The sequence below is a fragment of the Burkholderia sp. MSMB1072 genome, assembly GCF_001524725.1.
GTDB lineage: Bacteria > Pseudomonadota > Gammaproteobacteria > Burkholderiales > Burkholderiaceae > Burkholderia.
In genome coordinates, this window is sequence record NZ_LOYC01000024.1 from 16,455 (window position 1) to 29,330 (window position 12,876).

A 12,876-nucleotide genomic window follows, 5' to 3' on the forward strand; every position below is an offset into this window, starting at 1 on the left:
GGCTTCCGGTGAAACGTATTCCCTGCTGAATTCAGAGTAGCAAATATGCCGCCGCGACATGTTCAGGTTCCGGCGCCGCCCGGCTCGCCGGCGGCGCAACCCGCGCCCGCGTTGCGCCGCCGGCCGCGCCAGTCGCGCGCGCAGGCGAGCTCCGACGCGCTGCAACAGGCGTTCGTTCAGCTTTTGCTCGAACGCGGCTACGCGAAGGCGACGATCCGCGAGATCGCGGCCGTCGCGGGCGTGAGCATCGGCACCTTTTACGAGTATTTCGGCGACAAGCAGAGCCTCGCGGCGCTCTGCATCCACCGCCGCGTGCTGGCGCTGGCCGACCGGCTGCGCGACACGGTGCAGCGGTTGCGCGGCGCACCGCGGGCCGAGCTCGCCGCCGCGCTGGTCGACCTCCAGGTCGATACGATCGCCGCCGACGCGGCGCTGTGGAGCGCGCTGTTCGTGCTGGAGCGGCAGGTGTCGCCGCTGACCGCCTATCGCCGGCATTACGACGCCTATGTCGCGCTGTGGCGCGACGCGCTCGCCCACGCGGCCGATCCGCCGCCGGCCGTGCGGCTCGACGGGCTCGCGCGGATGGCCCATACGATCTGCTACGGCGGGCTGTCGCAGGCGTTGCTGACGCTCGGGCCGGCGCTCGATTTCGCCGCGCAACGCCGCGAACTGCGGGCCGTGCTGCTCGCGTACCTCGCGGCGGCGCACGCGTAGCGTGCCGTAGGGAAATGCCCGATCCGCATATCGGGTGCCCGGGCGGGCCTTGCCGTCGAGGGCTTATCGCCGCAGGCCATGAGAAAAATGCATGGCCGCCATGACGAACTTTCGATTGTCCATCGATATTGGCTGGGGCTAAATCATGCGGCAGATGCAGGCCCGCACATGGCGCGGCCCGCCCGAAGGACATCAGGAGGAGGAGTCATGCGAAGCGCCACCGCGCCCCGTTCGAAACTGCCCGACGTCGGGACGACGATCTTCACGGTGATCGGCCAACTGGCTGCTCAACACGACGCGTTGAACCTGTCGCAGGGCGCCCCCAATTTCGCGCCCGATCCGGCGCTCGTCGAAGGCGTCGCGCGCGCGATGCGCGACGGCCACAACCAGTACGCGCCGATGGCCGGCGTGATCGCGCTGCGCGAGCGGCTCGCCGAGAAGACCGAGGCGCTGTACGGCGCGCGCTACGACCCGGCCACCGAGATCACGGTGATCGCGAGCGCGAGCGAAGGGCTTTATGCGGCGATCAGCGCGCTCGTGCATCCCGGCGACGAGGTCATCTATTTCGAGCCGTCGTTCGACAGCTATGCGCCGATCGTGCGGTTGCAGGGGGCGACGCCGGTCGCGATCAAGCTGTCGCCCGCGCATTTTCGCGTGAACTGGGACGAGGTGGCCGCGGCCGTCACGCCGCGCACGCGGATGATCATCGTCAACACGCCGCACAACCCGACCGCGACGGTGTTCTCCGCCGACGATCTCGAGCGGCTCGCGCAGATCACGCGCGACACGGGCATCGTGGTGCTGTCCGACGAAGTCTACGAGCACGTCGTGTTCGACGGCGCGCGACACCAGAGCGTCGCGCGCCACCGCGAGCTGGCCGAGCGCAGCGTGATCGTGTCGTCGTTCGGCAAGTCGTTCCACGTGACCGGCTGGCGCGTCGGCCATTGCCTCGCGCCGGCCGAGCTGATGGACGAGATCCGCAAGGTGCACCAGTTCATGGTGTTCTCGGCCGACACGCCGATGCAGGTCGCGTTCGCGGAGATTCTCGCGCGGCCGGACAGCTATCTCGGCCTGTCGGCGTTCTACCAGGCCAAGCGCGACCTGCTCGCGCGCGAGCTGGCCGATTCGCGTTTCGAGCTGCTGCCGAGCGAAGGCTCGTTCTTCATGCTCGCGCGCTTTCGCCACTTCTCGGATGAAAGCGACAGCGATTTCGTGCTGCGCCTGATCCGCGACGCGCGTGTCGCGACGATTCCGCTGTCGGCGTTCTATACCGACGGCACCGATGCCGGCGTGATCCGGCTCAGTTTTTCGAAGGACGACGCGACGCTGGTCGAAGGCGCGCGGCGGCTGCGTTCGCTGTAAAAAATGGGGACGGGCATCCGGCGACGGGCGTCCCGCATCGACCAGACACAGGAGATCACGATGAAGCACACGGCCACCCTGAAACTCGCGTTCGCACTCGCGTGCGCAATCGGCTCCGGCGCGGCGTTCGCCGATGCGCCGACGTTGCGTTTCGGCCTCGAAGCGCAATACCCGCCGTTCGAATCGAAGGCGCCGAACGGCGACCTGCAGGGCTTCGACATCGACGTCGGCAATGCCGTCTGCCAGACGGCGAAGCTGTCGTGCAAATGGGTCGAGACCTCGTTCGACGGGCTGATTCCGGCGCTGAAGGGCCGCAAGTTCGACGCGATCAACTCGGCGATGAACGCCACCGAGCAACGGCGCCAGGCGATCGATTTCACGACGATCATCTATCGCGTGCCGACCCAACTGATCGCGCGCACCGGCAGCGGCCTGCTGCCGACGCCGGAGTCGCTCAAGGGCAAGCGCGTGGGCGTGCTGCAGGCGTCGATCCAGGAAACCTTCGCGAAGGCGCACTGGGAGCCGGCCGGCGTCGCCGTCGTCGCGTACCAGGACCAGAACCAGGCGTATGCGGATCTGGTCGCGGGCCGCCTCGACGCGACGCTCGTGCTCGCGCCGTCCGGCCAGCGCGGCTTCCTGTCGCGCCCGGACGGCAAGGGCTTCTCGTTCGTCGGGCAGCCGGTGCACGACGACAAGATTCTCGGCAGCGGCATCGCGTTCGGCCTGCGCAAGGGCGACGATGCGCTGAAGGCGAAGCTCGACGCGGCGATCGACAAACTGAAGGCGGACGGCACGGTGAAGTCGCTCGGCCTGAAGTATTTCGGCGATATCGACATTTCGACGAAGTAAGCGGGGCCGCGCACGATGCCCACCCCGAACCCGAGCGCGGCGGGCCGCGAACCGGACGGCATGCCGCAGCCGGACGATGCCGTCGATGCCGTGCTCGCCGCCGAACTGGGCGATGCGCTCGTCACGCGCGCAGCCGATATCGATCCGCGTTACTTCACCGCGTACAACGAGCCGGCCGGCGTGCGGCCGCGTGCGCTGGTGCGCCCGCGCAGCGTCGACGACGTGTCGCGCACGCTCGCGGTGTGCACGGGGCTCGGCCAGCCGGTCGTGCCGCAAGGCGGGCTGACGGGGCTCGCGCGCGGCGCGGTCGCGCTGGGCGGCGAGGTCGTGCTGTCGATGGAGCGCTTCGCCGGGATCGAGGCGCTCGACGCGGCGGCCGGCACGATTACCGTGCGCGCTGGCACGCCGCTGCAGACGGTGCAGGACGCCGCGCAAGCGGCGGGCTTCACGTTCGGCGTCGATCTCGGTGCGCGCGGCTCGTGCCAGATTGGCGGCATGCTCGCGACCAATGCGGGCGGGACGCGCGCGATCCGCTACGGGATGATGCGCGAGCAGGTGCTCGGGCTCGAGGTCGTGCTCGCGGACGGCACGGTCGTGTCGTCGATGAACCGGATGCTGAAGAACAACGCGGGCTACGACCTGAAGCAACTGTTCGTCGGCAGCGAAGGGACGCTCGGCGTCGTCACGCGCGCGGTGCTGCGGCTGCATCCGTTGCTCGCGGCGCCGGCCACGGCGCTCTGCCGCGTGCGCGACTACGATGCGGTGGTCGGGCTGTGGAACCGCGTGCGCGCGCTGCCGGAGGTCGTCAGCTTCGAGGCGATGTGGCCGGCGTTCTACGACTACGTCGCGCGTCATACGCCGGGCGTGTCGGCGCCGTTCATCGGTGACGGCGGTTTCGCGGTGCTGATCGAATGCGCGACGAGCGCGCCGGGCGGCGATGCGCGCCATGCGCTCGAAACGGCGCTGGCCGAGGGGTTCGATGCGGCGCTCGTCGACGATGCGGTACTCGCGAGCTCCGAGCGGCAGGCGCGCGATTTGTGGACGCTGCGCGAAGGCCTTGCGATCGATGCGCTGCCCCATCTCGTCAACTTCGACGTGAGTCTGCCGACGGGCGAACTCGGCGCGTTCGCCGAACGCTGCGAGGCGGCGTTGCGGGCGCGCTGGCCGGCGCTCACGTGCCTGTTCTTCGGCCATGTCGGCGACGGCAACGTGCATATCGGCGTGTCGCTGGCCGGGATGACCGACGCGCACGCCGATGCGATCGACGACTGCGTGTATGCGGTGGTGCGCGACATGGGCGGCTCGGTGTCGGCCGAGCACGGGATCGGCGTGCTCAAGCGGCCTTATCTCGCGCACACGCGCAGCGACGCGGAAATCGGGCTGATGCGGCGCCTGAAGGCCGCGCTGGACCCGCGCGGGATCCTGAATCCCGGCAAGGTGCTTTGACGGGGCGATTCCCGTTGCCGACGGGAAGCGGCCGGCGCGACGCGTCAGCCGTCCACCCAGCGCAGCGCGCCGATCTTCAGGTGTTCGACCACGCTGCGCGCCCAGTCGAGTTCCGCATTGAGCAGCACGAGCGCATGTTCGTTGTGCAGCAGGAACAGGCGCGGCACCTGGCCGGCCTGCGCGGTGGCGCGCAGCGCTTCCAGCCGCTCGCGCTCGGCGTCGAGCCGTGCGATTCGCAGTTCGAGCTGATGGCGCGCATCTTCCGCGTCGAGCAACGGCAGGAACGCGAGGCCGGCGCCGAACGCCGGGAATTCACGCGCGGGCTCCGCGAGCAGCGTATGCAACCACGCTTGCCCGGCCGTGTGCCCGGCTTCGGTCAGCGCATACAGCGTGCGCTCCGGAAACGCGCCGTCGCGCTCGGTGTCGTGCACGGCGATCAGCCCGTCGCGCAACAGCCGGTCGATCGTCTGGTACAGGCTCGTACGCTGCCGCACGTTGACGACTTCGTCGTATCCGCGGGCCTTCAGTTGCTGCAGCATCCCGTACGGATGCATCGGCGTTTCGGTGAGCGTCGCAAGGACGGCCAGCGCGAGCGGGGACGGGCGGCTCGTAAACATGAATAGTTAAAATATATCTAGTAAGAATATAACTATTCTTAATCAGAGTATCTTGTTTGACAAGGATTTCAGCCGAGGTGCGAGCGCTTCGCGGCGGGCGCGACGGTTTCCATCGTCGCGAGGCCGTGCACGATTCCGCAATCCTCGACCGAATGCTCGCCGACGCAACGGCGGCGCAATTCGGTGAGCTGGTCGCGCAGATGCGTCAATTCCGCGAGGCGCGCATCGACGTGCCCGATGTGATCGTCGAGCAGCGAATTGATCGAATCGCAGCGATCGGCCGGCGTGTCGGTGAGTTGCAGCAGCGCACGGATTTCGTCGTGCGCCATGTCGAGCGCGCGGCAGTTGCGGATGAAGCGCAGCCGTTCGACGTGCACGTCGGTGTAGTTGCGGTAGTTCGAATCGGTGCGCTCCGCGTCCGGCATCAGCCCCTCTTTCTCGTAGAAACGGATCGTCTCGGGGGTGCAGCGGGCCGCTTTGGCCAGTTCGCCAATCTTCATGCCTTTCTCCCGTGCAAGGGTTGACCTTGTAGTGGCTTCAGGGTGTTAACTCTACACCGTCAAGCCACAAAGGAGGTTGTCATGACCGACGCCCAGCGTCCCCACGACCCACGACACCGTCAGGCCGACGGCGCCGATGCCTGCTGCGCCGATTCGTGCGACACGCAGACGGCGACCGTTGCCGACGCGGCGCCGGCGGCTGGCGAGCGCGCACACGGCCATGACCACGACCGCGGCCACGCGCACGCTCACGCAGCACGCGGCGAGGCGGGTGACGACCACGATCACGACCATGCCGGCGACGACGAGCATGTGCACGGCGCCACGTGCTCGCACGACCCCGCCGCGCATGACCATGCCGACCACGACCACGACCACGACCACGACCACGACCACGCGGCCGGCGCATGCTGCGCGCCGGCCTCGCTGACGCTTGCGCCGCTGCCGGTCGCGCAGGCGACCGCGTCGGGCCACGTGCGCTCCGCGTTCCGGATCATGCAGATGGACTGCCCGACCGAGGAAACGCTGATCCGCAAGAAGCTCGGCGGGATGCGCGAAGTGTCGGCGCTCGAATTCAACCTGATGCAGCGGATGCTGACCGTCGAGCACGTGCCCGGTGCGCAGCCGGCGATCGAAGGCGCGATCCGCACGCTCGGCATGACGCCGGAGGCCGCCACGGCCGGCGCCCCGGCGGCGCGCGCCGCCGTCGCGCCCGCGAAGCCGTGGTGGCCGCTGGCGCTCGCCGGCGTCGCCGCGCTCGCGTCCGAAGGCGCGACCTGGGCCGGGCTGCCGGTGTGGCTGTCGGCGGCGCTCGCGCTGGCCGCGGTGCTCGCGTGCGGGCTCACCACGTACAAGAAGGGCTGGATCGCGATCCGCAACGGCAACCTGAACATCAACGCGCTGATGAGCATCGCGGTGACGGGCGCGATGGCGATCGGCCAGTGGCCGGAAGCCGCGATGGTGATGGTGCTGTTCACGATCGCCGAGCTGATCGAGGCGAAGTCGCTCGACCGTGCGCGCAATGCGATCCAGGGCTTGATGCGGCTCGCGCCGGATACGGCGACCGTGCGGCAGGCCGACGGCGCGTGGCGCACGATCGAGGCCGCGCAGGTCGCGCTCGGCGCGGTGGTGCGCGTGAAGCCGGGCGAGCGGATCGGACTGGACGGCGAAGTCGTCGCGGGCCGCTCGACGGTCAACCAGGCGCCGATCACCGGCGAGAGCCTGCCCGTCGAAAAGACGACCGGCGACGCGGTGTACGCGGGCACGATCAACGAATCGGGCTCGTTCGAATACCGCGTGACGGCCGTTGCGGCCAACTCGACGCTCGCGCGGATCATCCACGCGGTCGAGGAAGCGCAGGGCGCGAAGGCGCCGACGCAGCGCTTCGTCGACCAGTTCGCACGCGTCTACACGCCGATCGTGTTCGCGGTCGCGCTGCTGGTCGCGGTGGTGCCGCCGCTCGTGATGGGCGGCGCGTGGCACGACTGGATCTACCGCGCGCTCGTGCTGCTCGTGATCGCGTGCCCGTGCGCGCTGGTGATCTCGACGCCGGTGACGATCGTGTCGGGCCTCGCGGCCGCCGCGCGGCGCGGGATTCTCGTGAAGGGCGGCGTCTATCTGGAAGAAGGGCGCAAGCTCGCGTGGCTCGCGCTCGACAAGACCGGCACGATCACGCACGGCAAGCCGGTGCAGACCGACTTCGACGTGCATGCGGACGGCGCCGATGCGGCGCGCGTGCGGCACCTCGGCGCGAGCCTCGCCGCGCGCTCCGATCACCCGGTGTCGCAGGCGCTCGCCGCCGCGGCCCGCGACGCCGGCACGACGGCATTCGCCGACGTGCAGGACTTCGAAGCGATCGTCGGGCGCGGCGTGCGCGGCACGATCGACGGCACGCGCTACTGGCTCGGCAATCACCGGCTCGTCGAGGAACTCGGGCGCTGCTCGGCGGCGCTGGAGGCGAAGCTCGACGCGCTGGAGCGGCAGGGCAAGAGCGTCGTCGTGCTGGTCGACGACACGCGCGTGCTCGGCCTCTTCGCGGTGGCCGACACGATCAAGGACACGAGCCGCGACGCGATTGCCGATCTGCATGCGCTCGGCATCCGCACCGCGATGCTGACGGGCGACAACCCGCATACCGCTCAGGCGATCGCCCGGCAGGCCGGCATCGACGACGCGCGCGGCAACCAGTTGCCGGAAGACAAGCTCGCGGCGGTCGAGGAACTGTCGGCGGGCGGCGCGGGCGCGGTCGGGATGGTCGGCGACGGGATCAACGACGCGCCGGCGCTCGCGCGCGCCGACATCGGCTTCGCGATGGGCGCGATGGGTACCGACACGGCGATCGAGACGGCCGACGTCGCGTTGATGGACGACGACCTGCGCAAGATTCCCGCGTTCGTGCGGCTGTCGCGCGCGACGCACCGCGTGCTGGTGCAGAACATCGGCTTCGCGCTCGGCGTGAAGGTCGTGTTCCTCGGCCTGACGGTCGCGGGGCTCGGCACGATGTGGATGGCGGTCTTCGCCGACGCGGGCGCGAGCCTGCTCGTCGTGGCCAACGGCTTGCGGCTGCTGTCGTCCTCAGGGGCGTTCGGCAGCGCCCGGGCCGCGCGTTGAGGAGCGGGCGATGGGCTTTCTGAAACGGATTTTCGGCGGCCACGGCGGCGGCCACGGCCACGGCGGTAACCAGGGTGAGGGCAGCCCCGGCGGCCCCGGTAGCGGGCATCACGGCGGATATCACGGCGGGTCGCGCCAGGGCGGCCATGGCGGCCACGATGCGCGCGGCCGCGATCGCCACGGCTGGGGCTGGCAGGCGCCGGCCGATACCCGTGGCGGGCGAGGCGGCCAGGGTGGCAACGTGCCGCTGAGCCAGCTTGCCTGCGCGGGCTGCGGCGCACTCAACGCAGCCGATGCACGCTTCTGCGCGCAGTGCGGCGCGGCGCAACGCGGCAAGGCCTGCAGCCGCTGCCATGCGGCGTTGGCGACCGACGCGCGGTTCTGTCCCGGTTGCGGGACGCAGGCGGCTTAAGCCTCTCCGCGAGTTCGCGCCGGCCGCGCATACGCACGGGCCGGCGCGTTTCATTCGACGGCCGGCGAACGAAACGCACCGGCCCGTCGCTCAGCGCAGCGGCAGGTGAATTTCGGTGAGCAGGTCGGCCGGCGCCGTGTCCATCGGCGTATTGAGGTACAGCTCGAACGGCGGTGCATCGGCGGCCTCGCGGCCCGAGTGACGCAGCCAGTCGCCGTAGAGCCACTGGTAGGCCGTCTTCAGGTCCGCATACGGCCCGGTATGCAGCAGCACCGCGTATTCGCCGCCGGCGATCGTCACCCGCTCGACCAGCGGCGCGGGCGCCACGTCCGGCGCGCCGTCGGCCGGCATCCAGCACGCTTTCGCGCGCAACTGCGCTTCGGGCGTCGTGTCCGGATCGTCGTAGAAAATCCCGATCATCTTCGCGCCCGGGCCGATCAGCCCGTGCTGCCCGGCCCACGCGCCGATGCGTCCGAACGCGTCGCCCACTTTCATATACGCACCGGTGTGCGTCACCGCGTAGCCGCGCAGTGCCGGCAGGCGCCGGATTTCGACCTCGTGCTTGAACATGTCTTCCTCTCCTCGCTGCAGGGGATAAATCGGCCGGTGGTGGCCGGTGCGCCGGTGCTGCGCGGGCAGCACGCCGTACACGTCGCGAAACGCCCGCGCGAACGCGTGCGTCGAACCGTAGCCCGCGCGCCGCGCGATCTCGTCGAGCGGCCGCACGGTGCAGACCAGATCCTCGGACGCCCGCACGATCCGCATCCGCCGCACCGTCGACACGATCGACTCGCCGTACAGCGCGCGATAGACGCGCTGCCAGTGATACGGCGACAGGCACGCGATTTCCGCAAGCCGGTTCAGATCGAGCGGGCCGTCGAGATGCGCGCCGATGTACGCGTGAACGCGCGCCACGCTCGCTGCGTAGCGGACCCACGCGGGCGGCTCGGTCTTCGTTTCGGCTGGGGGCATCGGCGTGTCCGGGGCAAGAACCGACGCCACGGTAGCACGGCCCGAACGGACAAATCTTGCGGAAATGCGTAGCGGTCCGGAGTCCGTCCCCCTTTCTATTTCATCGAAATAGGGTCTTGCCCTCCTGCAATCTAGAACTAAAGTTAAAGACGGTGAAATCGGATGATTGCGTCATTTTTCTCGGGTAAGTTGCTCGGACGGGGCAGCACGCTTTTTCGAAGTACGCAGGTCGTTCGTCGATGTTCAATCGCACCACCACGTTTTCGGGAGAAGAAGAAATGGATGCTTCCAGCTTCATCACGTCGCTGCAGACCACGCTAGGCGGATACCTGCCGAAGATCGCCGGCGCGATCGGCATCCTGGTGATCGGCTGGCTGATCGCCGTGGCGGTGCGGGCCGGCGCGCTGCGCCTGCTCAACGCACTGAAGGTCGATCAGCGGATCAACGAAAGTACCGGCCAGGGCGCGTGCGTCGAACGCATCATCGCCGGCGGCCTGTTCTGGCTCGTGCTGCTCGTCACCGCGGTGGGCATTTTCAACGTGCTCAACCTGTACGCGGTCTCCAATCCGTTCTCGCTGCTCGTCACGCACATCGTCAACTACCTGCCGAACCTGATCGGCGGCGCGGCGCTGACGCTGATCGCGTGGCTGATCGCGTCGCTGCTGCGCAGCCTCGCGAACCGCGCGCTGAAGGCGAGCAAGATCGACGACAAGCTGGCCGAAGGCGCCGGCATGCAGCCGATGAGCGGCTATCTCGGCGACGTGCTGTTCTGGCTCGTGATCCTGATGTTCCTGCCGGCGATCCTCGCGTCGTTCGCGCTGTCGGGCCTGCTCTCGCCGGTGCAGGGGATGGTCGACAAGCTGCTCGCGATCGTGCCGAACCTCTTCGCGGCCGCGGTGATCGGCTTCGTCGGCTGGATCGTCGCGCGCGTGCTGCGCGGCCTCGTGACGAACCTGCTGGTGGCCGCCGGCGCCGACCGCCTCACGCAAGGGATCGACAGCCCGACGCCCGTGCGCGTGTCGAGCCTGATCGGCACGATCGTCTACGTGTTCGTGTTCGTGCCGACGCTGATCTCCGCGCTCGACGCGCTGAAGATCGACGCGATCTCGATTCCCGCGACCAACATGCTGAACCAGTTCCTCGGCGCGGTGCCGGACATCGTCGCGGCGATCGTGATCGTGCTCGCCACGTTCTACTTCGCGCGCTTCGTCGCGTCGCTCGCGCAGAAGCTGCTGGAAGCCGCCGGCGCGGACGGGCTGCCGGCCGTGCTCGGCGTCGAGCGCGTGTTCTCGGGCATCCTGCAGCCGTCGGTGCTGGTCGCGCGGCTGATCGTGTTCTTCGCGATGCTGTTCGCGTCGGTCGAGGCCGCGAACCGGCTCGGCTTCTCGCAGGTGCGCGACGTCGTCACGCTGTTCATCGAATTCGGCGGCCACGTGCTGATGGGTGGCGTGATCCTCGTGATCGGCGTGTGGCTCGCGGGCCTCGCGCGCCGCGTGATCGAGCAGGCCGACCGCGAGCACAGCGTGCTGTTCGCGCGCATCGCGCAATTCGCGATCCTCGGCCTCGTGTTCGCGATGGGGCTGCGCGCGATGGGCATCGCGAACGAAATCGTCCAGCTCGCGTTCGGCCTCGTGCTCGGCGCGATCGCGGTGGCGGTCGCGCTGTCGTTCGGCCTCGGCGGCCGCGAGGCGGCCGGCAAGCTGCTCGACCGCTGGTTCAACCAGCGCGGCGGCGGCCAGTAAGCACGGCCGATCCGGCCCGCGCCGCGCGGCCGGATCGGCGCGGCCACGCGCGCGGCTGGCGTTTTCGCAAGCGAAACGTCAGCCGCGATCTTTGCCGAATTTCGATAACACGTCGTTTAATGACTCTCTAGCATCGATTCTCAGTCGCGCGGGCGTGCAGGCCCGGCGCCTTTGAGGAGAGAGTCCGATGAAAGCAGAGTCGAATGGCCGGCCCGCCGCCGGCGCCAGGTCGCCCGGCCAGCCCGCGCTGCAGCAGACGCTCGGGACCTGGCAACTGTGGGGCATCGCGGTCGGCCTCGTGATTTCCGGCGAATACTTCGGCTGGAGCTACGGCTGGGCGAGCGCCGGCACGCTGGGTTTCGTGATCACCGCGCTGTTCGTCGCGGCGATGTACACCACCTTCATCTTCAGTTTCACCGAGCTGACGACGTCGATCCCGCACGCGGGCGGCCCGTTCGCGTATGCGCGCCGCGCGTTCGGCCCGACCGGCGGCTATCTGGCCGGCGCGGCGACGCTCGTCGAGTTCGTGTTCGCGCCGCCCGCGATCGCGCTCGCGATCGGCGCGTACCTGCACGTGCAGTTTCCGGGGCTCGAACCGAAACACGCGGCGATGGGCGCGTATCTCGTGTTCATGGCGCTGAACATCGTCGGCGTGCAGATCGCGGCGACTTTCGAGCTCGTCGTCACGCTGCTCGCGATCTTCGAGCTGCTGGTGTTCATGGGCGTCGTGTCGCCGGGCTTCGCGTGGAGCAATTTCACGAAGGGCGGCTGGTCGGGCGCCGATCACTTCAGCCTGGGCGCGTTCCACGGGATGTTCGCGGCGATTCCGTTCGCGATCTGGTTCTTCCTTGCGATCGAAGGCGTCGCGATGGCCGCCGAGGAAGCGAAGAACCCGAAGCGCTCGATTCCGATCGCATACGTGGCCGGGATCCTGACCCTCGTGGCGCTCGCGATCGGCGTGATGGTGTTCGCCGGCGGCGCGGGCGACTGGACCAAGCTCGCGAACATCAACGACCCGCTGCCGCAGGCGATGAAGTACATCGTCGGCGCGAACAGCGGCTGGATGCACATGCTCGTGTGGCTCGGGCTGTTCGGGCTCGTCGCGTCGTTCCACGGGATCATCCTCGGCTATTCGCGCCAGATCTTCGCGCTGGCGCGCGAAGGCTACCTGCCGGAGTGGCTCGGGAAGGTGCATCCGCGCTTCAAGACCCCGCATCGCGCGATCCTCGCGGGCGGCGTGGTCGGCATCGCGGCGATCTACAGCGACGAGCTGATCCAGTTCGGCGGGCAGACGCTCACCGCGAACATCGTGACGATGTCGGTATTCGGTGCGATCGTGATGTATATCGTCAGCATGGCGTCGCTGTTCAAGCTGCGCCGCTCGCAGCCGAACATGGCGCGGCCGTTCCGCGCGCCGCTGTACCCGATCTTCCCGGCATTCGCGATCCTGGCGGCGCTGGTCTGCCTCGGCACGATGGTGTACTTCAACGGGCTGGTGGCGATGGTGTTCGTCGCGTTCGTCGCGCTCGGCTACGCGTACTTCCTCGCGACCCGCGCGCAGCGCGCGAGCGCGCCCGGCGACGCGCTGCTGAAGGAGTGAACGCGGTGACGACGGTGCAGGCGAACATGAAAGGCCGTTCCTGACGGCATCC

12 protein-coding genes are annotated in these 12,876 nt (G+C 68.9%); 8 read left to right on the forward strand and 4 right to left on the reverse strand.

The features are described from left to right. The first annotated feature begins 45 nt into the window (after nt 1-45). The 4 genes from WS89_RS12300 to WS89_RS12315 all read left to right on the forward strand — a co-directional run bounded on the left by WS89_RS12300 (nt 46) and on the right by WS89_RS12315 (nt 4,371). Nucleotides 46-714: a TetR/AcrR family transcriptional regulator gene (locus WS89_RS12300; protein WP_059791228.1), complete on the forward strand. Its 669-nt coding sequence runs from the start codon at nt 46-48 to the stop codon at nt 712-714. A gap of 207 nt (nt 715-921) precedes the next feature. Continuing rightward, nucleotides 922-2,076, forward strand: a complete 1,155-nt coding sequence (locus WS89_RS12305; protein ID WP_059503186.1) for a pyridoxal phosphate-dependent aminotransferase — start codon at nt 922-924, stop codon at nt 2,074-2,076. Between the two features lie 60 nt (nt 2,077-2,136). Further along, nucleotides 2,137-2,925 carry an ABC transporter substrate-binding protein gene (locus WS89_RS12310; RefSeq protein ID WP_059503188.1) on the forward strand — a complete coding sequence of 263 codons (789 nt, stop codon included), beginning with the start codon at nt 2,137-2,139 and terminating at the stop codon, nt 2,923-2,925. Between the two features lie 15 nt (nt 2,926-2,940). Further along, nucleotides 2,941-4,371 (forward strand): FAD-binding oxidoreductase, encoded by a 1,431-nt coding sequence (locus WS89_RS12315; protein ID WP_059791230.1) that lies wholly within the window; start codon nt 2,941-2,943, stop codon nt 4,369-4,371. Between the two features lie 44 nt (nt 4,372-4,415). Here the strand turns inward: WS89_RS12315 and WS89_RS12320 are convergent, their stop codons facing one another. The 3 genes from WS89_RS12320 to WS89_RS34630 form a co-directional block, all read right to left on the reverse strand. Further along, nucleotides 4,416-4,988 (reverse strand): PadR family transcriptional regulator, encoded by a 573-nt coding sequence (locus WS89_RS12320; protein WP_059791232.1) that lies wholly within the window; start codon nt 4,986-4,988, stop codon nt 4,416-4,418. Between the two features lie 68 nt (nt 4,989-5,056). After that, a complete protein-coding gene (cadR, locus tag WS89_RS12325; RefSeq protein ID WP_027783182.1) occupies nt 5,057-5,488 on the reverse strand; it encodes a Cd(II)/Pb(II)-responsive transcriptional regulator in 432 nt (143 codons plus the stop codon). Nucleotides 5,489-5,539: 51 nt separating this feature from the next. Further along, complete coding sequence (locus tag WS89_RS34630) at nt 5,540-5,800, reverse strand: hypothetical protein (protein WP_257128164.1); 261 nt, start codon at nt 5,798-5,800, stop codon at nt 5,540-5,542. On the opposite strand from WS89_RS34630, the gene WS89_RS12330 reads away from it, so the two are divergent. Both WS89_RS12330 and WS89_RS12335 read left to right on the forward strand, forming a co-directional pair. Further along, the gene (locus WS89_RS12330; protein ID WP_257128165.1) at nt 5,801-8,098 is read left to right on the forward strand and encodes a heavy metal translocating P-type ATPase; all 2,298 of its coding nucleotides are present in this window, start codon (nt 5,801-5,803) and stop codon (nt 8,096-8,098) included. 10 nt (nt 8,099-8,108) lie between these two features. Next, the gene (locus tag WS89_RS12335; protein ID WP_059791235.1) at nt 8,109-8,510 is read left to right on the forward strand and encodes a zinc ribbon domain-containing protein; all 402 of its coding nucleotides are present in this window, start codon (nt 8,109-8,111) and stop codon (nt 8,508-8,510) included. Between the two features lie 90 nt (nt 8,511-8,600). Here the strand turns inward: WS89_RS12335 and WS89_RS12340 are convergent, their stop codons facing one another. Further along, nucleotides 8,601-9,482, reverse strand: coding sequence for an AraC family transcriptional regulator (locus WS89_RS12340; RefSeq protein WP_059791257.1), 882 nt, complete (start codon nt 9,480-9,482; stop codon nt 8,601-8,603). Nucleotides 9,483-9,760: 278 nt separating this feature from the next. On the opposite strand from WS89_RS12340, the gene WS89_RS12345 reads away from it, so the two are divergent. Then, nucleotides 9,761-11,224, forward strand: coding sequence for a mechanosensitive ion channel (locus WS89_RS12345; RefSeq protein ID WP_059791237.1), 1,464 nt, complete (start codon nt 9,761-9,763; stop codon nt 11,222-11,224). Between the two features lie 187 nt (nt 11,225-11,411). Continuing rightward, nucleotides 11,412-12,824, forward strand: a complete 1,413-nt coding sequence (gene eat / locus WS89_RS12350; RefSeq protein WP_059791239.1) for an ethanolamine permease — start codon at nt 11,412-11,414, stop codon at nt 12,822-12,824. Nucleotides 12,825-12,876: the final 52 nt, after the last annotated feature.

Bases quoted from the DNA above. Each gene is read 5' to 3' on its own strand.
- WS89_RS12300 (WP_059791228.1), top strand. From the start codon at position 46: ATGCCGCCGCGACATGTTCAGGTTCCGGCGCCGCCCGGCTCGCCGGCG.
- WS89_RS12305 (WP_059503186.1), top strand. From the start codon at position 922: ATGCGAAGCGCCACCGCGCCCCGTTCGAAACTGCCCGACGTCGGGACG.
- WS89_RS12310 (WP_059503188.1), top strand. From the start codon at position 2,137: ATGAAGCACACGGCCACCCTGAAACTCGCGTTCGCACTCGCGTGCGCA.
- WS89_RS12315 (WP_059791230.1), top strand. From the start codon at position 2,941: ATGCCCACCCCGAACCCGAGCGCGGCGGGCCGCGAACCGGACGGCATG.
- WS89_RS12320 (WP_059791232.1), bottom strand. From the start codon at position 4,988: ATGTTTACGAGCCGCCCGTCCCCGCTCGCGCTGGCCGTCCTTGCGACG.
- cadR (WP_027783182.1), bottom strand. From the start codon at position 5,488: ATGAAGATTGGCGAACTGGCCAAAGCGGCCCGCTGCACCCCCGAGACG.
- WS89_RS34630 (WP_257128164.1), bottom strand. From the start codon at position 5,800: ATGCTCGTCGTCGCCGGCATGGTCGTGATCGTGGTCGTCACCCGCCTC.
- WS89_RS12335 (WP_059791235.1), top strand. From the start codon at position 8,109: ATGGGCTTTCTGAAACGGATTTTCGGCGGCCACGGCGGCGGCCACGGC.
- WS89_RS12340 (WP_059791257.1), bottom strand. From the start codon at position 9,482: ATGCCCCCAGCCGAAACGAAGACCGAGCCGCCCGCGTGGGTCCGCTAC.
- WS89_RS12345 (WP_059791237.1), top strand. From the start codon at position 9,761: ATGGATGCTTCCAGCTTCATCACGTCGCTGCAGACCACGCTAGGCGGA.
- eat (WP_059791239.1), top strand. From the start codon at position 11,412: ATGAAAGCAGAGTCGAATGGCCGGCCCGCCGCCGGCGCCAGGTCGCCC.